Raw genomic sequence first — 25227 nt, 5'->3', positions numbered from 1 at the left:
TGAGCGACGATGAGCCGAATACTGATCGCCGAGGACAACGAGCGCATCTCGTCCTTCGTCGAAAAGGGATTGAAGGCCAACGGCTTCACCACCACCACTGTTGCCGACGGTATCAATGCGATCGACTGTGCGTCGACCGGAGACTTCGACCTCGTCGTGCTGGATCTGGGCCTGCCGGGCAAAGACGGGTTCGAGGTGATCGCATCACTGCGCGGCGCCGGTGTCGGAGTTCCCGTGATCATCCTGACGGCCCGTGACTCGGTGCACGACACCGTGACCGGCCTCGAAGGCGGAGCGGACGACTACATGACCAAGCCGTTCCGATTCGAGGAGCTACTCGCACGTATTCGATTGCGTCTGCGTGGCGGTGACCGAGAGCCCTCGGTCTCCGTTCTGCAATCGGGCTCTCTGGCAGTGGACCTGTTCACCAGACGTGCCGTGGTGAACGATGCGGTGGTGTCGTTGACCTCACGCGAGTTCGTTCTGCTCGAGATGTTTCTCCGTCACCCGCGGCAGGTCCTCTCGCGTGAGCAGATCCTCAGTCACGTATGGGGATACGACTTCGACCCCGGTTCCAACGTCGTCGATGTCTACGTTCGGATGCTGCGCAAGAAGATCGGTTCCGGCCGAATCGAGACGGTGCGCGGCATGGGGTATCGACTGGCCTGAGCGGATCGCTCATGAAAGAACGCTCATCGACTGTTCATCGACGTTTCATCGGTCGGCCCGAGACTGGTTCACATGAACACGGTCAGCTTCAGAACGCAGCCACCTCCGGTCCCGGAACCCTTGCAGTCGTGGCGCTTTCGCGACCTGGTGACCCGCAGGGTGCTTCAGGTCGTCTCGAGTTCGGTTGCGCTGCTGGTGCTCCTGGCCGTACTCGCAGGCGCGGCGGACGGATTACCCGCCGCGGGACGCACCACGCTCGTGGTGTTCACTGCAGCTTTCGCACTCTGGGTGTTCACGAAGATCGACGACACCTACGTCGCTCTCGGTGCCGCACTGGCTCTGGTACTGACCGGTGTGGTGAGCACCGACGGACTGTTCGACACCCTCGGTGAGGAGACCATCTGGCTTCTCATCGCGGCGTTCATCATTGCCGCTGGAGTTCGCGAGTCCGGTTTGGCAACGCGCGCAGCAGTGTTCATCGTCAGCGGCGCGGGCACCGTACGCCAGCTGGCGCACCTGGTGACGGCCGCACTGATCGTGACCGCCTTCGCGATCCCCGCCACCTCAGGTCGTGCGGCACTTGCGCTGCCCGTATTTCTGGCGCTGGCGCAGGCGCTAACCGAGCGCAAGCGAGTGGTGCGGGCGTTGGCAATCCTGTTTCCTACCGTCATCCTGCTGTCCGCCGTGGCGACCCTCATCGGCGCTGGGGCACATCTGATCACCAGCCAGGTGCTCGAGAGCGCCACGGGCACCGGCATCAGCTTCACCGCGTGGTTGTTGCTCGGTGTTCCGCTGGCCGTGGTCAGCAGCCACTGCGCAGCGGAACTCGTGCTGCTGCTGTTCACCGATCGTGAGGATCGTCGAATCCCACTGGCGGTCGACGTGTCCGATCTGGCGTCGCGGCTGCCTACCCCGGTGACGGGACCGCTGACCATCGCAGAGAACCGGGCCGCGACCCTGCTGGCCGTCGTCATGGTGCTGTGGTGCTCCGAACCGTTGCACGGCGTCCACCCTGCCGTCATCGCTCTGCTGGGTGCGTTGATCTCCACGTCACCGCGCTTCGGTACGACCGAGTTCGGAAAGGCTCTCGCTACTGTGCCGTGGTCGCTGCTGCTGTTCATGGCGGCGACGCTGGCCCTCGGGACCGCGTTGACGACGTCCGGTGCGGCAAGGTGGCTCTCGGACGGGTTGTTCACGGTGGTCCCGATCGGGTCGGCTTCGCCCTGGGTGTTCATCGCGGTGGTGATCGTCGTCTCGGTTGCCTCGCACCTTCTGATTCAATCTCGCTCGGCGCGTTCGTCCGTCCTCGTTCCGCTGGTCGTGACCACGGCTCTGGCGCTCGGAGTCGATCCCGTGGCCGCGGCATTCGCCTCGACGGCTGCAGCGGGCTTCTGTCACACCATGCCGTCGTCGGCGAAGCCGGTGGCAATCTTTGCCAAAGCCGAAGGTGTGGAGACGTATTCACCGAAGGACTTGCTACGCCTGTCCGCCTTTCTCGCGCCGCTGACCGCAGCGACCGTGCTGTTCTTCGCCGTGGCCGTGTGGCCCCTGCTCGGCACCCCCATCGCCTGATCTCCCACCCTCGAAAAGGAATCGATCACCATGCCGTCTTCCACCCCGCTCCGGTTCGTCGTCGCCCCGTCCGGGTTCAAGGAATCTCTCGGTGCCGACGAGGTCGCGTCGGCTATCGCCGCAGGTATTCGCCGGGTGGTACCCGGAGCCATCGTCAACTCGGTCCCCCTCGTCGACGGGGGTGAGGGGTCCGCTCGCGCCCTTGCCGGTGCCACCCTGGGCAAGGTGATCGACACCGTCGTGACAGGACCTGTCGGCAAGCCGGTCGATTCCCATTTCGCTCTGCTGGGAACCGAGGGGCCGGTCACGGCAGTCGTGGAGATGGCGGCGGCGGCCGGTCTGTCGCTGGTTCCGCGAGACATGCGCGACCCCACTGTCACCACGAGTCGCGGAGTCGGTGAGCTCATCCGCACCGCCCTCGACTACGGTGCCGAACGAATCCTGTTGGGCTGCGGCGACTCCGGCACCTCGGACGGCGGGGCAGGGCTCCTGCAAGCACTCGGTGTGCGACTCCTCGATGCCGACGGCCTCGAACTGGGCGACGGCGGAGGCGAGTTGACTCGGCTCGACCACATCGATATGTCCGGCCTCGATCCACGTCTGTCTCCGGGAAGCGGTGTGGAGATCAGGGTCGCATGCAACCCACACAACATTCTCTGTGGGCCGAGCGGAGTCGCACGGGTCTTCGCACCGCAGAAGGGAGCCACCTCGGAGCAGGTGGAGGTCCTGTCGGCTGCGATGGACCGCTGGGCCGAGGTGTTGGAGCGTGATGTGTCGACTCGGCCGCCCGGCTTGAACCTCCGCACCGGGCCCGGCACCGGCGCGTCCGGCGGAATGGGCGCAGGCGTGGCAGCGGTCCTGCGGGCCGAGCTGCTACCACGCTTCGAGGTGATGCTCGATCACGTCGACCTCGACAGCCTCATCGCGACAGCCGACCTGGTGTTGACCGCCGAAGGTTCCATCGACCAGCAGACGCCCAAGGGGAAGATCCCGACGGAGGTCGCCCGCCGAGCCAAGCTTCACGGCAAACCTGTGGTGGCACTCGCGGGAACCATCGGTCTCGACGCCCGCGCCAACTACGACTCGGGTATCGACGCCTTCGCCGGCATCCTGCCCTCTCCGGTGGAATTGGTCGAAGCGCTCGAACGGGGTGCCGAGTTCCTGACCGACGCCACGGAGCGAGCGATGAGATTGATTCTGGTCGGAGCGACCCTGGGCCACTGAGTCGGCACCGGTCGAGCGGAATCGACCGCGCGCATCGTCCGTACGACGCACGAGAGCCGGCCGAGGTGTCCGAGCAGTGCGAATCGGCCCCGCAGACCTGCCGAAGTGTCCGAGATCGCCGCTTCTGTCGGACCACCCGCGTAGCGTGACAGCGATGACGTCGATCACCGATCCGCGCGTACGCGAGTTTCTGTCCGCGGGCACCCGCACCGGAAAGCTCGGGTACCTCGCCTCCGACGGAAGGCCACTGGTGGCACCCATCTGGTTCGTCGTCGAGGGCGACGCGATCGTGTTCAACACCGGGGGAGACACGGCCAAGGGAAAATCGATCCGCCGTGATCCCCGCGTCGTCCTCACCGTCGATCTCGAGGAGCCGCCGTACGGATTCGTCCAGGTGCAGGGCATTGCGTCGGTCGACGAGGACCCGGCGGAGTTGGTCCGCACAGCGACCGAGATCGCGGCCAGGTACATGGGCCGCGAGCGAGCCGAGGAGTTCGGCATCCGCAACGGCGTACCGGGCGAATTGATCGTTCGGATCACGCCGACCAAGGTAATCGCCGCTTTCGACATGACGGGATGACGACCGACGGGATCCGCGCTGTCGGGCCTGTAGATTGACCGGGTGCCGAATGGAGTCGGAGTGTGTCGGGCGACTCCGAATCGGGTACCGACTTGTAACGACCCGGTGCATACACACGGATATGTACTGAAAGGTAACTTCGACTTGTTTCCGGTGAGAAAATAAAGAACGACGTAGGCAATTTGCTCGATGTGTTCGGTGCCCACCGATCGCTGCCGATTCGGCAGCCGGTGGGGGCGCATGTGATTGTGGGAAAGAGAGGATTCGATTGGACCCGCTAGGTGTGGAAGGTGCTGGACGCGACGACGGAGTCGGCGGTCCTGAGCATTCGTCGTTCCCACTGTCACCGGCCCAATTGGGAATGTGGTTCGCGCAGCATGTGGACCCCTCGGTACCCGCGAACATCGCCCAGTACATCGAGCTGCACGGCGACCTCGATGTGGATCTGCTTCGTCGAGCGTCCTCGCAGGCAGCACTCGAGCTGCAGTCCGGATTCGTGCGCATCGTCGAGATCGACGCCGAGCCCCGGCAGGTCGTCGATCCCACCCTCGACGACTCTCTGAACTACCTCGACCTGCGCGGCGAGGCCGATCCGCGGGCAGCGGCCCTGGCCTGGATGCACGGCGACTACAGCGCGCCCATCGACATTCTCCGCGACCGACTGATCGCCGCGACCGTCCTGCGCCTCGAGGACGACGTCTGGTTCTGGTACGAGCGCGTGCATCACGTTGTGCTCGACGGATTCGGTGCCGTCACGTTCATGAACCGCGCGGCCGAGCTCTACACCGCGGCGGTCGAGGGCACCGAACCGAGCAAGAATCTCGCATCGGACCTGACCAAGGTCTACGACATCGACGTGGCCTACCGTGACTCGAGCCGCTTCGAGGCCGACCGTGAGTACTGGGCTTCGCGGATCGACGGCATCGACGGAGTCACCACTCTCGCCGGTCACACCGCTGCCCCTGCGGCGACGAGCCAGATCGACAGCACAGCTCTGTCCGCCGAGACGATGGACAGACTCGAAGCCCTGCGTGTCGAGACCGACACGACGATGGCGACCATCGTCATCGCCGGCTTCGCCGCCTACCTCGCGCAGATGACCGGACGTGAGGACGTCGTGCTCTCGCTCCCGGTCACCGCGCGCACCACGGCAGTGTTGCGCCGCTCCGGCGGCATGGTCTCCAACGTCGTTCCTCTACGTCTCGACGTCTCGGGTGACACCACCGTCGAGACGCTGCTCGCGCGCGTCAACGCCGAGGTCTCCGGGGCGCTGCGTCACCAGCGCTACCGGCACGAGGACATTCGGCGTGATGCCGGAGCGGTCAGCGGCCAGGCCTCGTTCTTCGGCCCGTGGGTCAACATCATGCTGTTCTTCGGCGAGGTGCGCCTCGGTTCGATGGTCGGCGGCATCAACATTCTCTCGACCGGCCTCATCGAGGATTTCGGGCTCAACCTCTACACCAGTGTTGCCGGGTCGACCACCCACATCGACTTCGAGTCCAATCCCAATCTGTACGGACCCGAGCAGTCCGGTCGGAACCACGAGAGGTTCGTCGATTTTTTCGCCCGGTTCGTGGCATCGGGGCCGAAGGACGCGGTGTGGGATCTGGCCCTGACCGAGGGTGTCGAACGCGAACTCGTCGTGGCGGAGTGGAATGCCACCGAGCACCCGACCGAACCACGCACGTTGCTGTCCGCCTTCGAGGCCGCCGCGGCCGCGCACCCCGACGCGACGGCCCTGGTGTACGAGGGGGAAGCGCTCACCTACGGCGCACTCTCGGCGCGGGTGAACGGTCTGGCTCGCCACCTGATCGACATGGGGGTAGGCCCCGAGACTCTCGTCGGACTCTCGATCCGCCGTTCGTTCGACCTCGTCGTCGGCATGTACGCGATCGTGGCGGCCGGCGGTGCCTGGGTGCCCATCGACCCCGACCACCCTGCCGATCGCACCGCGTACATTCTGGACTCCGCGCAGCCGCGCTGCGTGCTGATCTCCTCTCGCGACGACGTTGCGCTGCCCGAGGGAACCGAGACGGTTGCGGTCGACCTCGTCGACTGCACGTCCAGGTCCGCTGACCCAGTTCGGGATGCCGAACGTACTGCGCCACTGCGACTTTCGAACACCGCATACGTGATCTACACCTCCGGTTCGACCGGACGTCCGAAGGGTGTCGCGGTCGAGCACGCGGCGATCCACAATCAGATGGAATGGATGCTCTCGGAGTATCCGATGGACGCCTCCGACGTCTACCTGCAGAAGACGGCCACCACCTTCGACGTCTCGCTCTGGGGTTTCTTCCTGCCGCTGCGGGTCGGCGCGACGATGGTGCTCGCCACTCCCGACGGGCATCGAGACTCGGTCTACGTGGCCGACAAGATCGCCGAACATCGAGTCACCGTCACCGATTTCGTGCCGTCGATGCTGACGGTGTTCGTGGCCAACGCGCCCGCGGGCACCTGCAGTTCGCTGCGCCACGTGTTCGTCATCGGCGAGGCACTGCCGGTCGAGACCGCGGCGGCGTTCCGCTCGATGTGTCGAGCCGGTCTGCACAATCTCTACGGCCCCACCGAAGCCGCCGTCTCGGTCACCTATCACCCCAGCGGCCCGCAGGACACCCGCACCGTTCCGATCGGTGTGCCCGAGTGGAACACGAAAGCCTTCGTTCTCGACGGTCGCCTGCGACCCACCCCCATCGGCGAATCGGGAGAGCTGTACCTCGCCGGCGTCCAGTTGGCGCGCGGCTACGTGGGCAGGCCCGATCTGAGCTCGGATCGTTTCGTCGCCAACCCTTTCGGCACCGGCGGCGAACGGATGTACCGCACCGGCGACCTCGTGCGCTGGCGCAGCGACGGCGTGCTGGACTACATCGGCCGGACGGATTTCCAGGTCAAGTTCCGCGGACAACGCATCGAGCTCGGTGAGATCGAAACGGTTCTGCTCGCCCACGAATCCATCTCGCAGGCAGTGGTGTTGGTGGTCCAGACGGTCACCGGTGATCAGTTGGTGGCGTACGTCGTGGCGACCCCGGGACGATCCATCGAATCCGCCGCGGCGATCGAGTTCGCCGGTCACTCCCTACCGTCGTACATGGTGCCTGCAGCGGTCGTCGTACTCGATGCCCTGCCGCTGAACACCAGCGGCAAGCTCGACCGAAAAGCGTTGCCGGAACCGATGTTCAGCAGTGCGAAGAAGTACCGGGCCCCGCAGAGTCGGGCGGAGTACGTCGTCGCCGGTATCTACGAGGATCTGCTCGGGGCCTCCAAAGTCGGTCTGGACGAGGACTTCTTCGAGCTCGGCGGCAACTCTCTGATCGCCACGCAGTTGGTGACCCGAGTGGGCAGCGCTCTCGGAGTTCGCCTCGGCGTTCGTGAGCTGTTCGAGGCTCCCACCGTCGGGGCACTCGCGGCCAGGGCCGAATCGGCGGCTCGGCTCGGGGCGGACACCCCGGTGCTGGAGTCGCGGGAACGGCCCGAGCGTATCCCGCTCTCACCTGCGCAACAGCGCATGTGGTTCCTCAACCGCTTCGACCCCACCACGGCGGTGTACAACCTGCCGTTCTCCGTGCGTCTGACCGGGCCGCTCGACGTGGTAGCCCTGTCGGCCGCATTCGCCGACGTCGTCGACCGGCACGAGACGCTGCGTACCGTCTACCCCGAGGTGGACGGTTCTCCCGAACAGGTCGTCCTCACGGCGGCGCGGACCCCGGCGACGATTCTGCCGGTCCGTGTCGAACGCGACGAACTGGGCGGTCGCCTGCACGAACTGGTCGGCAAGGGATTCGACGTCACGGTCGACACACCGTTCCGCATCGCACTGTTCGAGATCTCACCGACCGAGCACGAACTCGCGATGGTGTTGCACCACATCGCCGCCGACGGGGCGTCGTTCGGTCCGCTGGCGCGGGATGTGCTGGTGGCGTACTCGAGCCGGATCAAGGGACGCGCCCCCGAGTGGACGCCTCTCGAGGTCCAGTACGCCGACTACGCATTGTGGCAACGAGCGGTACTCGGTCCCGAGACCGATCCGCTGTCGCTGGCGTCGCGCGAAATCGCTTACTGGAGAGCGACTCTCGAGGATCTACCCGATCAGCTGACTTTGCCGTCGAGCAGGCCGCGCCCCGCAGTGTCCTCGAACGCGGGCAGCAAGCTCCGGGTGGACGTTCCGGCTCGTCTGCACGCCTCGCTGGCGAGCCTGGCCCGTGCCAACAACGCCTCGCTGTTCATGGTCATGCAGTCCGCGTACGCGCTGCTGCTCGCCCGGCTCAGCGGCACCACCGACATCGCCATCGGTGCTCCCGTGGCCGGTCGAGGAGAACCCGCACTCGACGACCTGGTCGGCATGTTCGTCAACACCCTCGTACTGCGCACCGAAGTCGATCCGGCGCTGACGTTCGAGGAACTCCTCTCGCGCGTTCGTGACACGGACCTGTCCGCCTTCGCGCACGCAGACGTGCCGTTCGAACGCCTCGTCGAGGTGCTGAACCCGGTGCGTTCGACGTCCCGGCACCCGCTGTTCCAGGTCGCGATCTCGCTGGAATCGGCAATGTCTCGCGAACTCACCGTCGGTGGCCTGCGCGCCGAAGCCGCCGAATTCGATGTACCCATCGCCAAATTCGACGTACAGCTGTGGCTGACCGAACATCTCGACGACGGCGCACCCGCAGGTATCGACGCGGTGTTCGAGTACGCAACGGATCTGTTCGACGCAGATCTCGTCGAGAGTTTCGCGCGTCGCTTCCTGGCCATTCTGGATGCGGTCACCACGGACGCCACCGTGCCGGTCGGCGACGTCACGATCGTCGATGCCGCGGAGCACCGGTCCGTGCTCTCACAGTGGAACGCCTCTGGAGACGACGTCTCTCGCGAACTCACCCTGGTGGATCTGCTCGACGCTGCTGCCGCGGCGCACCCCGACGCCGTCGCAGTTCGCTTCGACGGCTCGTCGATGACCTACGCCGAGTTCGACGCGCACACCAATCGCCTTGCCCGCGTTCTGATCTCCCACGGTGTCGGCCCGGAAAGCCTGGTCGCCGTCGCCCTCCCGCGCTCGGCGGAACTCGTCGTCGCGCTCGTCGCGGTGATCAAAGCCGGCGGTGGATACCTGCCCGTCGACCCCAGCTACCCACTCGACCGAGTCGAATACATGCTCGACGACGCGCGGCCGACAACCGTTCTACTGTCCGGCTCGGACCGAGTGGAACTTCCGTCCGACGTCGAAATTCGCACCGGCGCAGCACTGCTCGACATCGACACCGTCGATCTGTCGTCGGTGTCCGGCGATCCCGTCACCGACGGTGACCGGACGAGTCCGCTGCGGCCCGAGAACGTCGCCTACGTCATCTACACCTCGGGTTCGACGGGCAAGCCCAAGGGCGTGATGATTCCGCATCGCAACGTCGTTCGGCTGCTCGACAACACCGAGTCGGTCTACGGCTTCGGTGCCGACGACGTGTGGACGATGTTCCACTCGTACGCCTTCGACTTCTCGGTGTGGGAGCTGTGGGGCCCGTTGCTCTACGGCGGCACGTTGGTCGTCGTCGACTACTTCACCTCACGATCGCCGGAGGCATTCCACCGGCTGCTCGTCGACGAGCAGGTCACGGTGCTCAACCAGACACCCTCGGCGTTCTATCAGCTCTCCGAGGCCGATCGCACCACGGCAACCGAGCACGGCGAACTGTCGCTGCGCTACGTGATCTTCGGTGGTGAAGCCCTCGAACAGCGACGGCTGACCGGGTGGTTCGAGCGGCACGGTCACCGTGCGCCCCAGCTCGTCAACATGTACGGCATCACCGAGACGACCGTGCACGTGTCCTACCGAGCGCTCGACGCCGCGTCCGTCGAGAGCAGTGCGTCGGTGGTCGGCAAGCCGATCGCCGGACTGCGGGTGTTCGTGCTGGACACCCGCCTGCATCCGGTTCCGGTTGGGGTTCCCGGCGAAATGTACGTTGCCGGTGGACAATTGGCCCGGGGTTATCTCGGTCGCCGAGAACTGACATCGGTTCGCTTCGTGGCGAACCCGTTCGCGTCGGGAGCCGACGAGGGGTCGCTGCTGTACCGGACCGGTGACCTCGCACAGTGGAACGCTGCAGGAGAGCTCGAGTACCTCGGTCGTTCGGACGATCAGGTCAAGGTCCGGGGATTCCGCATCGAGCTGGGCGAGGTGGAGGCAGCGGTGACCGCGCAGCCGACCGTCACCCAGGCCGCCGTGATCGTTCGTGAGGACTCTCCCGGTGCAGCTCGGCTCGTCGCCTACGTGGTGTCCGCTGCGGTCGACGGTCGGCCGATCGTCGACATCGAGGACATCAGAACCGGTATCGCAGAGATGCTTCCGGAGTACATGGTGCCGTCGGCCTTCGTGGTGCTCGACGCGATCCCGCTGACCGTCAACGGCAAGCTCGATCGCCGGGCACTGCCGGCTCCGGTGTTCGAGGTGCGCGAGTTCCGTGCTCCGACGACACCGATCGAGGAGATCGTCGCCGACGTCTTCGCCGACGTCCTCGGAGTCGAGCGTGTGGGTCTGGACGACGACTTCTTCGAGCTCGGCGGTAATTCGCTGATCGCCACGCAGGTGGTCTCGCGTCTGGGAGTTGCTCTCGATGCCACCGTGCCGGTGCGCATGCTGTTCGAGGCATCGACCGTGGCGTTGCTCGCAGTACGGGTGGAGCAGGCCGCAGGTGAGGGTGGCCGCATCGCGCTCGTCGCGACCGTGCGGCCCGAGCGAATCCCGCTCTCGCTCGCGCAGCAGCGAATGTGGTTCCTCAATCGATTCGACGCCGACTCCACCGCGTACAACATTCCGTTCGCACTGAGACTGACCGGCGAACTCGATGTCGCGGCGCTGCAGGTGGCGATCATGGACGTGATCGACCGGCACGAGTCGCTGCGCACCGTCTACCCGGACACCGCAGCGGGCCCGCAGCAGTCCATCCTCGACGCCGCTCAGACGGTGCCGAACCTGATGCCCGTTCCTACGTCCGCGGCCGATATCCAGCGGCAGGTCTTCTCGCTGGCATCGACGACGTTCGACGTGACGGTCAACGTTCCCATTCAGGCACGCCTGTTCGAGATCGGTCCTCGCGAACACGTCATCGCCATGGTGGTGCACCACATCTCGGCCGACGGCTGGTCGATGGGTCCGCTGGCGCGCGACCTCATGATCGCGTACGCCTCGCGCACCGCGTGGGAGAACCCGGCGTGGATGCCGCTGGAGGTGCAGTACGCCGACTACAGCCTGTGGCAGCGTTCGGTACTCGGCTCCGAGGACGATCCGCAATCACTGATCTCCGGTCAGGTCGATTACTGGGCCGACATGCTGGCCGGTCTGCCCGATCAGCTCGATCTCCCGACCGATCGGCCGCGCCCGAATCGCCAGTCCTATCAGGGATCGTCGATCCGATTCGACGTGCCGGCCGACGTCCATCGGGGACTGTCCTCGCTGGCCCACACGCACAACGCCTCGCTGTTCATGGTCGTGCACGCTGCTCTCGCGGTGCTGCTCGCGCGTCTGTCCGGTACCGAGGACATCGCGATCGGTACCCCGGTCGCAGGCCGTGGCGACGCAGCCCTCGACGACGTGGTCGGCATGTTCGTCAACACCCTCGTGTTGCGCACCGACATCGAGTCGGGTCGGACGTTCTCGGAGCAGATCGGGCGCGCCCGCGAAGTGGCGCTCGGCGCGTTCGGACATGCCGATCTGCCGTTCGAGCGTTTGGTCGAGGTGCTCAATCCGTCCCGATCGCAGGCGCGGCACCCCCTGTTCCAGGTGATGCTCTCGTTCGAGAACCTCACCCGCACGCACGTGGACCTACCGGGTCTGTCGGTGGACAGCGTCGCTCTCGATGCCGAGGTGGCGAAGTTCGACCTGCAGTTGACCGTCACCGAGTCCATCGGAGTGGACGGTCGCGGGCAGGGCATGGCCGCCGAGTTGACCTACGCGACCGACCTGTTCGACGCCGCGACGGTGAGAGGGTTCTCCGAACGTTTCGTGCGGATACTCGGTGCCGTGGTGGCAGATCCCTCGCTGTCGGTGGGAGACATCGACCTTCTCGACGACGGCGAGCGCGACCGAGTGGTGACAGCGTGGAACCGCACCGAACACGAGGTACCGGACCAGGTGACGCTGGTCGACCTGTTCGATCGTCAGGTGGCCGAGACTCCGGATGCGCAGGCGTTGGTGTTCGAGGGTGAGCGGTTGACGTATGCGGAGTTCGCGGGGCGTGCGAATCGTCTTGCGCGACTTCTGGTGTCGGTGGGGGTTGGTCCTGATTCGCTGGTGGGGCTCGCGATCGGGCGGAGTCTGGACCTGTTCGTGGGTATGTACGCGATCGTGAAGGCCGGTGCGGGGTACGTTCCGATCGATCCGTCGCAGCCGGCGGATCGCAACGAGTACATCGTGGCGACGGCGGCTCCGGTTCGGGTGTTGTCGACGACGCGTGATCATGTGGAGTTCGCGGGGGTCGAGACGGTCGATATCGACACTGTCGATGTGTCGGGTCTGTCGCCGTTGCCGTTGTCCGATGCCGAGCGCACGGCACAATTGCGGGCGTCGAATCTCGCGTACGTGATCTTCACGTCGGGTTCGACGGGTCGTCCGAAGGGTGTGGGGGTTTCGCACGAGGCGATCGTGAATCGGTTGTTGTGGATGCAGCACGAGTACGGGTTGAGCGCCGGGGATGTGGTGTTGCAGAAGACTCCGTCGACGTTCGATGTGTCGGTGTGGGAGTTCTTCTGGGCGTTGCAGAACGGTGCGTCGGTGGCCATCGCTGTTCCGGATGGTCATCGGGATGCGTTGTATCTGCTCGATGTGATTGCTCGTGAGCATGTGTCGGTGGTGCACTTCGTGCCGTCGATGATGTCGGTGTTCGTACCCGAGGTGGAGCGACGCCGAGCGTCGGGTGCCTCGCTGCGATTGGTGTTCGCATCCGGTGAGGCGTTGGCTCCCACCACGGCCCGCGCGCTACGGCGGGCAATCGCGGGAGTGGAGTTGCACAACCTGTACGGCCCGACCGAGGCTGCGGTCGACGTGACCTATCACGCGGTCACGGACGAGGATTCGGAAGTCATGCCCATCGGTGCGCCGGTGTGGAACACCTCTGTCTACGTGCTCGATTCGCGACTGAATCCCACTCCCGTCGGTGTCGCAGGTGAGCTCTATCTCGCGGGTACTCAGCTGGCCCGCGGCTACGTGGGACGGTCGGACCTGACCGCGGACCGCTTCGTGGCCCATCCGTTCGCAACGGGCGGTCGACGCCTCTATCGCACCGGCGATGTCGTGCGGTGGAACCGCAACGGCGAACTGGAATACGTCGGTCGGTCGGACTTCCAGGTGAAGCTGCGCGGCCTGCGCATCGAACTCGGCGAGATCGAATCGGCACTGTTGGCGCAACGCTCGATCTCCCAGGCGGTCGTGGTGGTCCGCCACGAGCAACTCGTCGGGTACGTCGTGCCGTCCGGTGCCTCGGTGGAGACCGGGGCAGTCCTCGGCGCGCTGCGGTCTCGACTGGCGGAGTACATGGTGCCGTCGACGCTGATCGTGCTCGAGGAATTCCCGCTCGGAGCGAGTGGAAAGCTCGACCGCAAGGCCCTGCCCGATCCCGCTTTCGAGGTGACCGAGTACCGGGAACCGACCAACGACATCGAACGGACCGTTGCCGAAGTCTTCGCCCAGGTCCTCGGACTCGAGCGTGTCGGTCTGGACGACGACTTCTTCGATCTCGGTGGAAACTCCCTCATCGCAACGCAACTGGTGTCGCGACTGGGTGTCGCCATGGACACCCGAATCGCGGTGCGAGAGCTCTTCGACACCTCGACGGTGGCCGATCTGGCCGCGCGGTTGGGCACACTGGTCGCCACCGGAAGCCGTCCACCGCTGGTGCCTCAACAACGGCCGCAACATATTCCGTTGTCTCTGGCGCAGCAGCGTATGTGGTTCCTCAACAAGTTCGACGTCGAATCCGCGGCCAACAACATTCCGATCGCCGTGCGACTGTCCGGTCTGCTGGACCGTCGCGCCATGCAGATCGCGGTCGCGGACGTCGTGGCCCGGCAGCAGTCCCTGCGCACGGTGTTCCCGGAGACCGACGGAACCGCTCATCAGGTCATCGTCGACCCAGCATCTGCCACACCGGATCTGACGCCCATCGAGATCGCCGCCCACGATGTCGCGGGCGCGTTGCGAGATCTGGCGACCACCGGATTCGACCTGTCGAAGGACCTGCCCTTCCGGACCAGACTCTTCGAGGTCAGCCCAACCGAGCACCTGTTGGTTTTCGTCGTCCACCACATCGCGGCCGACGGATTCTCGCTGGGCCCGCTCACCCGAGACGTGATGAACGCGTACGCGGCTCGCTCGCTGAACCAGGAGCCCTTCTGGTCTCCGCTGCCGGTCGACTACGCCGATTACAGCCTCTGGCAGCGCGAAGTACTCGGTTCCGAGGACGATCCGCAGTCGGTCGTGTCGCAGCAGATCGACTACTGGACAACCGCTCTGGCCGGCCTGCCGGACCAGCTCGACGTGCCGTCCGATCGCCCGAGGCCCGTCGTGGCATCCAACAGTGGTGCGCTTGTGCGGTTCTCCATCGACGAGGATCTGCACCGCGCACTGATCGATGCCGCCCGAGCAGAGAACGCATCGCTGTTCATGGTGGTGCACACATCGTTGGCCGTATTGCTGTCGCGGTTGTCCGGCGAAGCCGACATCGCGATCGGCACCCCGGTCGCCGGTCGTGGCGAGGCCGCCCTGGACGACTTGATCGGCATGTTCGTCAACACCCTGGTGTTGCGCACCGAGATCGACACCTCGCGTCGATTCGACCAGGTGCTCGCCGACACCCGCGAAACCGACCTGTCGGCCCTGGCGCACGTGGACGTACCGTTCGAGCGTCTCGTCGAAATCCTGAACCCCGCCCGATCCACGGCTCGTCATCCCCTCGTGCAGGTGGTGCTCGCGTTCCAGAACCTGGGACAGAAGGATCTCGAACTGCCCGGACTGTCGGTCTCGGGTGTCGACTTCGAGACGCTGGTCGCGCTGTTCGATCTGCAGTTCACGTTCGTCGAGTCGATCGGACCCAGCGGCGCTCCGCAGGGCATGACCGTCGACGTCACCTACGCCACCGATCTCTTCGACGAGGCCACGGTCGTCGCGCTCGGCGATCGCCTGATCACAGTTCTCGAAGCCGTCGCGGGCAACCTCTCGACCGTGGTCGGCGACATCGAATTGCTCGAGCCCGTCGAACGCAGGCGGGTGCTGGTCGACTGGAACGACACCGAGCACGAGCTCGACCGGGCCCAGACATTGGCCTCGCTCGCCGGGCAGGTCGATTCGGCCTCTCCTGCACTGGTTTTCGGAGACGACACGCTCACTCACGGCGAATTCCAGGAGCGGGTCGCCCGCCTGGCTCGGTACCTGATCGCCCACGGTGTCGGACCCGAGAGCGCGGTGGGCATCGCTGCCCGTCGCTCGGTGGAACTGCTCGTCGGAATTCATGCGATCATCGCCGCCGGTGGTGCGTACGTTCCGATCGATCCGGACCAGCCGGCCGAGCGGATCGCGCACATTCTCGGAACCGCGGCACCGGTCTGCGTGCTGACCACGTCGCGCGACGAGGTGGCGGCCGACGGCGTCGAGGTCATCGATATCGACACCCTCGATCTGTCCGGCTTCTCCGATACGCCGATCACCGACGCGGACCGAATCAGTGCGCTGGCACCGTCGAACACCGCCTACGTCATCTTCACATCGGGTTCGACCGGCCAGCCCAAGGGTGTGGCCGTCACGCACGAGGCGATCGTCAACCGCCTGCTGTGGATGCAGTCGGAGTACGAGCTCGCCGCCGACGACGTCGTGCTGCAGAAGACCCCTGTCACGTTCGACGTGTCGGTATGGGAACTGTTCTGGCCGTTGCAGATCGGAGCCACACTGGTCATCGCGAAGCCCGAGGGCCATCGCGACCCGCAGTACCTGCTCGAGACGATCGAGGCGCAGTCGGTCACCACGGCACACTTCGTACCGTCGCTGCTCGAGGTCTTCGTCTCCGTCGTGGCTGCGGCACCGTCGCCTGCGGCCACTTCTCTGCGGACTCTGTTCGCGTCCGGCGAGGCGCTGCCCGCCGAGGTCGGCGACCGGCTCCGACGCGTCCTGCCGGGCGTGGCGCTGCACAACCTCTACGGTCCGACCGAGGCTGCGGTCGACGTCACCTATCACGCGGTGACGGAGGCGGACGTCGACCTCGTTCCGATCGGTGTGCCGGTGTGGAACACCAGAACGTATGTTCTCGACGCTCGACTGTCTCCGGTCGCTCCCGGGGTGGCGGGCGAGCTGTACCTCGCCGGGGTTCAGCTGGCGCGCGGCTATCTCGGACGGACGGACCTGACGGCCGATCGGTTCCTTCCCGACCCGTTCGGAGAACCGGGTACTCGCATGTACCGCACCGGTGACCTGGTGCGCTGGCGTGCAGTGTCCTCGGGTTCGGGACGGTTGGAGTACCTGGGCCGCACCGACTTCCAGGTCAAGCTGCGTGGCCTGCGCATCGAACTCGGCGAGATCGAGACCGTGTTGCGCAGACACCCGTCCGTGGAATCCGCCGTCGTTCTGGTTCGGCAGACCGCTGCCGCGGGCGACCAGCTGGTCGCCTACGTGGTACCCGCGGTCGGCGGGACCGTCGACGTCGCCGAGCTGGCCGACTTCGCGTCGCGCTCGCTCGCGAGCTACATGGTTCCGGCCGCGACCGTCGTGCTCGACGCACTGCCGCTCACGCCCAACGGCAAGCTCGATCGTCGCGCTCTGCCGGAGCCGAACATCGAGCAGCGCCCATTCCGCGCGCCGTCCACCACATCGGAAATCGTTGTGGCAGAGGTGTTCCGCGATGTTCTCGGTATCGATGTCGTCGGTGCCGACGACGAGTTCTTCGCTCTCGGCGGCAACTCCCTCGTCGCCACAAGAGTCGCGTCGAGAATCGGCGCGGCACTCGACACCACCGTGACCGTTCGGACGATCTTCGAGGCCTCGACCGTGTCCGCACTGGCGGCCAAGCTCGACGAGCTCTCGGGTTCGGGCCGTCGAATTCCTCTGGTGCGCACCGATCTACCGGACCTGGTACCGCTCTCGCTCGCGCAGCGCCGGATGTGGTTCCTCAATCGGTTCGACCCCGAATCCGCGACGGAGAACCTCCCTGTCGCCATCGAGCTCGGCGGCGATCTCGACATTGCCGCTCTGCGCGCGGCAGTGGCCGACGTGGTCGAGCGACACGAGTCCCTGCGAACGGTCTACCCGGAGGTCGACGGCGTCGCCTCTCAGGTGATAGTTCCTGCGGAACAGGTGACGCCGGATCTGGTGCCGACTGCGACCACCACCGCCGAACTGCCGTCGGCCCTGGCGGCGCTGGCCATGGGCGGGTTCGACGTCACCGCTGCGCCGCCGTTGCGTGCGGCGTTGTTCGAGCTCGACTCGGACCGCCACGTTCTCGCGTTCGTCACCCACCACATCGCTGCGGACGGCTTCTCGATCGGTCCCATGACTCGGGATCTGATGGTTGCGTACGCAGCCCGTAGCGCGGGCACCGAGCCCGGTTGGACTCCACTCGCCGTCCGCTACGTCGACTACACCCTCTGGCAGCAGGCCGTCCTCGGTTCCGAGGACGATCCGACGTCACCGGTCTCGAACCAGATTCGGCACTGGACTCGTGCGCTGTCCGCGTTGCCGGACGAGGTCACCTTCCCCGGCGATCGTGTCCGCCCGGACCGGTCGTCGTACCGCGGCGGCAACATCACGCTCGCCCTCGACGCCGAGACGCACGGCCGCCTCGGCGACGTGGCCCGCGCCAACCAGAGCTCGCTGTTCATGGTGTTGCACTCCTCGCTCGCCGTGCTGCTGGCCCGACTGTCCGGTGAGACCGACATCGCGATCGGAACCCCGGTCGCAGGGCGCGGTGAGGCAGCCCTCGACGACGTCATCGGAATGTTCGTCAACACACTGGTGCTGCGGACCGACATCGATCACGGCGACGCGTTCACCGAGCTTCTGGCTCGGGCACGCGAGACGGACCTGTCGGCGTTCGCCCACGCCGAGGTGCCGTTCGAGCGGCTCGTCGAGGTACTCGACCCACCGCGGTCGGCTGCTCGTCACCCGCTCGTCCAGGTGATGCTCACCGTGCAGAACATGGAGCAGACCGAGCTCGAACTCCCCGGCCTGAGCGTGCGCGCAGTCGACCTCGACGTCGAGACGGCCAAGTTCGACGTTCAGTTCACCTTCACCGAGAACCACGTCGACGGCGGCATGACCATCGACGTCACCTTCGCCCGCGACCTGTACGACGACAGCACGGCACGTGCACTCGGTGAACGCCTGATCCGCGTCCTCGAGTCCGTCGCCGGCGATCCGGGTCAGCGAATCGGCGACCTCCCGGTGATGGACGAAGCCGAACGCGGCCGGGTGCTCGCGCTCGCCCAGGACGCGCCTGCCGTCGCCGATTCGCTCGACACGATCGTCGATCTGTTCGCCGCTCGGGTGGCCGAGGACCCCGACGCTCCGGCAGTGGTGTTCGAGGGTGCTCACAGAAGTTACCGAGAGATCGACGAGTCCTCGACTGCGTTGGCGAGAGTCCTCGCCGCTCAGGGAGTAGGGCCGGAGTCGTTGGTGGCCGTCGTGCTGCCGCGCACCGCCGATCTCGTCGTGGCACTGCTCGCGGTGCTCAAAGCCGGTGGTGCCTACGTCCCGATCGATCCGTCCTACCCGGCCGACCGGATCGAATTCGTGCTCACCGATTCTCGTCCGGTTGCCGTACTGACATGGACCGGTGTGGACGTCGCGCTTCCCGCAACGCTTCCCAGGATCGATATCGACACGGCCCCGGCCGAGGGCGACGGGGCGTCGGCCGATCCGGTTCCGGCGTCCGCGGCATCGACGGCGTACGTCATCTACACCTCGGGCTCGACGGGCAAGCCGAAGGGCGTTCTGATCCCGCATCGCAACGTCGTACGGTTGTTGGCGAACACGGCTCGGCACTTCGATTTCGGTCGACACGACGTGTGGACGCTGTTCCACTCGTTCGCGTTCGACTTCTCGGTGTGGGAACTGTGGGGCCCGCTGACCACCGGCGGTAGCGTCGTCGTGGTCGACTACTTCACCTCCCGGTCGCCGGAAGCATTGCGGGAGTTGCTCGTTCGTGAGCGTGTCACCGTTCTCAACCAGACTCCGTCCGCCTTCTACCAGCTCGATCAGGTCGATCGCACCGCTGGCTCGGCAGACGACTATTCGTTGCGGTACATCGTGTTCGGTGGTGAGGCGTTGGAACTGCGACGACTCACCGGTTGGTTCGAGCGTCACGGCGACGATTCCCCGCAACTGGTCAACATGTACGGCATCACCGAAACCACGGTGCACGTCTCGCACCGTGTCGTGGACGCGCGGTCCGCGGCGCAGGCATCGGGATCCCTTGTGGGACGCGCCATCTCCGGACTGTCGGTGTACGTACTGGATTCACGGCTGTCGCTGGTACCCGCAGGTGTACCGGGGGAGATGTACGTCTCCGGTGGTCAGGTCGCGCGCGGGTATCTCGGTCGCGCGGGATTGAGCGCGACGAGGTTCGTCGCCGATCCTTTCGCAGGCGACGGATCGGTGCTCTACCGCACCGGCGACGTGGCACGGTGGTCCACCGACGGCGAACTCGAGTTCGTCGGTCGCGCCGACGACCAGGTCAAGATCCGTGGTTTCCGCATCGAGCTGGGCGAGGTCGAATCCGCCGTCGCATCCGCTCCCGCCGTCGGGCAGGCAGCGGTGATCGTGCGCGAGGACACTCCCGGTGCCGCACGCCTGGTTGCGTACGTCGTGCCCGCGGCCGAGTCGACGATCGACATCGACGTCGTCAGGGCAGCGGTCGGGGAGAATCTTCCCGAGTACATGGTGCCCTCGGCGTTCGTGGTTCTCGACGCGATTCCCTTGACCGCCAACGGAAAACTGGACCGACGAGCCCTGCCCGAGCCGGCGGCGCGCACACGTGAGTTCCGGCCACCGACCACTCCGGTGGAGGGCATGGTCGCCGATGTCTTCGCCGACGTTCTCGGCATCGAACGGGTCGGTCTCGACGACGACTTCTTCGAGCTCGGCGGCAACTCGCTGGTCGCGACGCAGGTGGTGTCCAGGCTGGGTGCTGCAGCGCAGACGACCGTTCCCGTCCGCGCGCTGTTCGAGGCCCCGACGGTCGCTGCTCTGGCAGCGCGGGTCGAGCAGGGTTCGGGCGCAGCTGCGCGTCCGGCGCTGGTGGCATCGACGCGACCGAGCCGAGTGCCGCTCTCGCTCGCACAGCAGCGGATGTGGTTCCTCAACCGCTTCGACTCCGAGTCCACGGCGTACAACATCCCGTTCGCGCTTCGGCTCAGCGGACGCCTCGACGTCGACGCGTTGCAGCGTGCAGTTTCCGACGTGATCGAGCGTCACGAAACTCTGCGATCGGTGTACCCGGATTCACCCGAAGGCCCACACCAGGTGATCGTGCCGATGTCGGAGGTGCCGACCACACTCGAGGTGATCGACACCGACGCGGCGTCGGTGACCGCTCGGGTTCTGGAACTTCTGTCGGCGACCTTCGACGTCACGACCCGGGTTCCGCTGAAGACCGCGCTCTTCCGCGTCTCGGACACCGAGTTCGTACTCGGAATGGTCATCCACCACATCAGCGCCGACGGTCTGTCGGTGATGCCGTTGTCCACAGACGTCATGACCGCATATGCCGCTCGCACCCGCGGCTCCGATCCCGCGTGGGCGCCGCTGCCGGTGCAGTACGCCGATTACGCACTGTGGCAGCGCCAGGTCCTCGGATCCGAGGAGGACTCGGAATCGATTGCTGCGCAGCAGATTCGGTACTGGGAAGCTGCGCTGGCCGAGCTGCCCGAGCAGATCGAACTTCCGCTGGATCGTCCGCGTCCCGCCGAGCAGACCTTCCGGGGCGGCCGTATCGATTTCCGGATCGACGCAGCCGCGCACGCTCGACTGACCGAACTGGCACGTGCGCACAACGCGACGGTGTTCATGGCGGTGCACGCGGCGTTCGCCGTCCTGCTCTCGCGTATATCGGGATCGCCGGACATCGTCGTCGGAACCCCCATCGCGGGTCGCGGTGAAGCGGCCATCGAAAACCTCGTCGGCATGTTCGTCAACACGTTGGTGCTGCGGCTCGACGTCGCGGGGGGAGCGAGCTTCGAGGACCTTCTCGACGCGGCTCGAGAGACCGACCTGCAGGCGTTCGCCAACTCCGACATACCGTTCGAGCGGCTCGTCGAGGTGGTCAACCCCACCCGGTCGACGGCGCGTCACCCGCTGTTCCAGGTCGGCTTCTCGTTCCAGAACTTCGCTCGCCGAGAATTCGAGCTCGACGGACTGGACATCTCGGCACTGGACACCGAGACCGGGACGTCGCAGTTCGACCTGCACCTGATCGTCTCGGACGCCCCGCGCGAGGACGAGGTGTCGGGCGGCTTCGATGCCTTGTTGACGTACGCGACCGATCTGTTCGACGAGCGCACCGCTCGCTCGCTCGTCGCCCGGTTCGAGGCCGTTCTCGACGCCGTCGCGGCGTCCCCGTCGACGCCGGTCGGCGATCTCGATCTGTTCCTCGACGGTGAGCTGCCCGCCATCGTCGACGAGTGGAACGACACCGACCGCGACTTCGATTCCGCAGACGGCACCACGCTCGCCGATCTGTTCGTGGACTCGGCAGCGCGCAACGGTGACGCCGTTGCACTCGTGCACGACGACGGGACGCTGACGTACGGTGAGTTCTCCGAACGGGTCTCGCGTCTGGCCCGCCACCTGATCGGCCTGGGCGTCGGACCCGAAGTGCCGGTGGGGCTTGCCATTCGGCGATCGGTGGATCTGCTCGTGGGCATGTACGCCATCTCCGTGGCCGGTGGTGCCTACGTCCCGATCGATCCGGATCAGCCGGCCGAGCGCAACGCGCTCGTGTTGGAGACCGCAGCTCCGCTGTGCGTGCTGACATCCGGTGCCGTCGGTCCGGAGATCTCCTCTGCAGCCACGGTCGTCGATCTGACACAGCTCGATCTAGCGAGCTTCTCGCCCGCGCCGGTGGATGCCTCGGAGCGCTCGGGTGTGCTTTCCGCCGACAACACCGCTTACGTCATCTTCACGTCCGGCTCCACCGGACGCCCCAAGGGCGTTGCGGTCTCGCACGGTGCCGTCGTCAACCAGTTGAACTGGTTGCGTGCGGAGTACGGCCTCGACGAGACCGATGCGGCGCTGCTCAAGACCGCAGCGACGTTCGACCTGTCGGTGTGGGAGTTCTGGTCGCAGCTGACTTCGGGTGGACGACTCGTCGTCGCGAATCCGGAGGGGCATCGCGATCCCGATTACCTGCTCACGCTGGTCCGTCGACACTCGGTGACGACGTTGCATCTGGTCCCGTCGATGTTGTCGATGCTCGGCACCGTTGCCGCGGGCGAACTGTCACCCGATCTGCGACGCGTCCTGGCCATCGGCGAAGCACTACCCGCGGCGGTTGCGCAGGATTTCCGGCGGCACAACGGTTCTGCCGAGCTGCACAATCTCTACGGCCCGACCGAGGCAGCGGTGTCGGTGACCTCGCACCCGGTCACCGATGCCGACACCGTCGCCGTGCCGATCGGCGTGCCCGAGGCCAACACCGCCGTGTTCGTGCTGGACTCTCGCCTGCATCCGGTTCCGGCCGGGGTCACCGGAGAGCTCTACCTCGCGGGCACGCAACTCGCGCGGGGATACTTCGGGCGAGCAGACCTCACCGCGGAACGGTTCGTGGCCAATCCGTTCGACGCGAACGGAACGCGGATGTATCGCACGGGCGATCTCGTGCGGTGGCGGGTTCCGCTCGTCGACGGCGAACCGGCAGCGGCCCGCCTCGAGTACATCGAGCGCGCCGACTTCCAGGTCAAGATCCGCGGATTCCGCATCGAACTCGGTGAGATCGAGGCAGCCCTGCGCGCTCAGGCAACGGTGGCCGACACCGCCGTCGTGGTGCACAACGGCGAATCGATGGGGGACCAGCTGGTCGCCTACGTCGTCGGGCAGTCCGGGGCGGTACTCGACGTGGCGAGTGTCGAAGCCGAACTCGCTCGCGCCGTGCCGTCGTACATGGTTCCGGCAGCGTTCGTCGTCCTCGATGCCCTGCCGCTCAACGCCAACGGCAAACTGGATCGACGGGCCCTTCCGGCACCGCAGTTCGAGGTTGCCGAGTTCCGTGCCCCGGTCACTCCGATCGAGGAGATCGTCGCGTCCACCGTGGCGGAACTGCTCGGCCTCGACCGCGCCGGACTCGACGACGACTTCTTCGCGCTCGGTGGAAACTCCTTGGTCGCAACACAATTGGTCTTGAGGTTGGGTCAGGCGCTCGACGCTCAGATTCCGGTGCGAGCAGTGTTCGCGGCGTCCACCGTCGCGGGCCTGGCCGCCCACATCGCCCCGCTCGTCGGTGGCGGTGCGCGCCGAGAACTGACCGTCAGAGAGCGACCCGATCTGCTTCCGCTCTCGATCGCTCAGGAAAGAATGTGGACGATCAACCGGATCGACCCCGGTTCCTCGGCCTACAACATCCCGGTCGCGGTCCGGTTGACCGGCGAGCTCGACATCGACTCCCTGCGCGGGGCATTCGACGACGTTCTCGGACGCCACGAGATTCTGCGCACGGCGTACCCCGACTCGGTGGACGGGCCGGTCCAGCAGATCGGTTCCGTCGCCGAGGTAGGAATCGAGCTGACGCCCGAGCAGGTGGAACCGGATGCGGTGATCTCCCGCCTGACCGAAACCCTCGGTGCCGGGTTCGACGTCACGAAGTCGGTTCCGGTGCGGGCTGCTCTGCTGCAGGTCGGCGAGAACGAACACGTACTGGCCGTGGTGGCTCACCACATCGCCGCCGACGGCTTCTCGATGGGTCCGCTGATCCGGGATGTCATGGTGGCCTACACCGCTCGGGTTGCGGGGGAGATGCCGGCCTGGACGCCACTACCGGTCCAGTACGCCGACTTCGCGCTGTGGCAGCGTGAGGTGCTCGGCAGCGAGAGCGATCCCGACAGTCCGCTCGCGAAGCAGCTCGCGTACTGGACGACCGAGTTGGCGGGAGCACCGGAACAGTTGGCGCTCCCGCTGGATCGACCGCGGCCGCCTCGCCCGACGATGCAGGGTGCCTCGTACGATTTCTCGTTCGGCACCGACATCGCATCGGCGATCGAGAAGATCGCTCGCGAACACTCCGCGACGACGTTCATGGTGGTGCACAGCGCCTTCGCCGTGCTGCTCTCGAGGCTGAGCAACTCATCCGACATCAGCATCGGCACACCCACTGCAGGTCGCGGCGAACAGCAACTCGACGAGCTCGTCGGCATGTTCGTCAACACGCTCGTGTTGCGCACTCGACTGAACCAGAGCGGTACGTTCGTCGAGCTGTTGCAGCAGGCCAAGGACAAGGATCTGGCGGCGTTCGGTCACGCTGACGTCCCCTTCGAGCGACTCGTCGACGCACTGGGCCGGGCGCGATCGAGTGCCTATACTCCGCTGTTCCAGGCGATGTTGACGTTCCAGAACCACGTGACCGGAACGTTCGAGCTGCCGGGTCTGCAGGTGCAGGCCTTGCCCGCGGGCGAGGACCAGGCCAAGTTCGATCTGCAGCTGACCGCCGTCGAACGATTCGACGACACCGGGGCACTGCGCGACATCGAGGCGACGTTCACCTACGCAACGGCGATCCTCGACGAGTCGTCGATCGCGACCTTCGCCGATCGGTTGCTGCGGATTCTGAACGCCGTCGTCTCGGATCCGGACGTGGTGCTGCGGTCGATCGACATCCTCTCCGACGAGGAGAAGGCGGAGTTCGCACCGCGAACCAAACCCAAGACGGTGGACGATCTGCCCGAACTGGTTGCCCGGGCAGCGACCGTCGCACCCGATGCGGTGGCCATCGAACACGAATCGACAACGGTCGATTTCGCTGCTCTGCACGCCAAACTGGCGCAGATGTCGGCAACGATGGGCTCTGCGATGAAGCCGCAGGCTCTGGTGACGGTCACGCTGTCGGCACTGATTCCGGGTATCTTGCCCGCCCTCGGTGCGGAGGGGCTGACCGCCGCTCTGGCATCGTTGATCGAACGGGCGGAGTCGGTGATCGCGTCGTCGTGACGAATGCCGAGTTCGCCGGTTGTGCACG

The 25227-nt window shown here is 66.0% G+C and carries 5 protein-coding genes; all 5 read left to right on the top strand.

Going from position 1 to position 25227, the window contains the following annotated elements:
• Nucleotides 1–9 precede the first annotated feature (9 nt).
• Nucleotides 10–669, top strand: coding sequence for a response regulator transcription factor (locus tag CH274_RS17575; RefSeq protein ID WP_094645392.1), 660 nt, complete (start codon nucleotides 10–12; stop codon nucleotides 667–669).
• A gap of 72 nt (nucleotides 670–741) precedes the next feature.
• Nucleotides 742–2241: an SLC13 family permease gene (locus CH274_RS17570; protein ID WP_094658325.1), complete on the top strand. Its 1500-nt coding sequence runs from the start codon at nucleotides 742–744 to the stop codon at nucleotides 2239–2241.
• A 30-nt stretch (nucleotides 2242–2271) separates the two neighbouring features.
• The gene (locus CH274_RS17565) at nucleotides 2272–3465 is read left to right on the top strand and encodes a glycerate kinase family protein (RefSeq protein ID WP_094658324.1); all 1194 of its coding nucleotides are present in this window, start codon (nucleotides 2272–2274) and stop codon (nucleotides 3463–3465) included.
• 154 nt (nucleotides 3466–3619) lie between these two features.
• Nucleotides 3620–4045 (top strand): PPOX class F420-dependent oxidoreductase, encoded by a 426-nt coding sequence (locus CH274_RS17560; RefSeq protein ID WP_094645389.1) that lies wholly within the window; start codon nucleotides 3620–3622, stop codon nucleotides 4043–4045.
• Nucleotides 4046–4328: 283 nt separating this feature from the next.
• Entirely contained in the window at nucleotides 4329–25199 is a 20871-nt protein-coding gene (locus CH274_RS17555) for a non-ribosomal peptide synthase/polyketide synthase (RefSeq protein ID WP_256993619.1), read from the top strand.
• Nucleotides 25200–25227: the final 28 nt, after the last annotated feature.

Source organism: Rhodococcus sp. 06-418-5 (genome assembly GCF_002258285.1).
GTDB lineage: Bacteria > Actinomycetota > Actinomycetes > Mycobacteriales > Mycobacteriaceae > Rhodococcoides.
The sequence above is the reverse complement of the archived record's forward strand: the minus strand, read 5'-3'. Positions and strand labels throughout refer to the sequence as shown.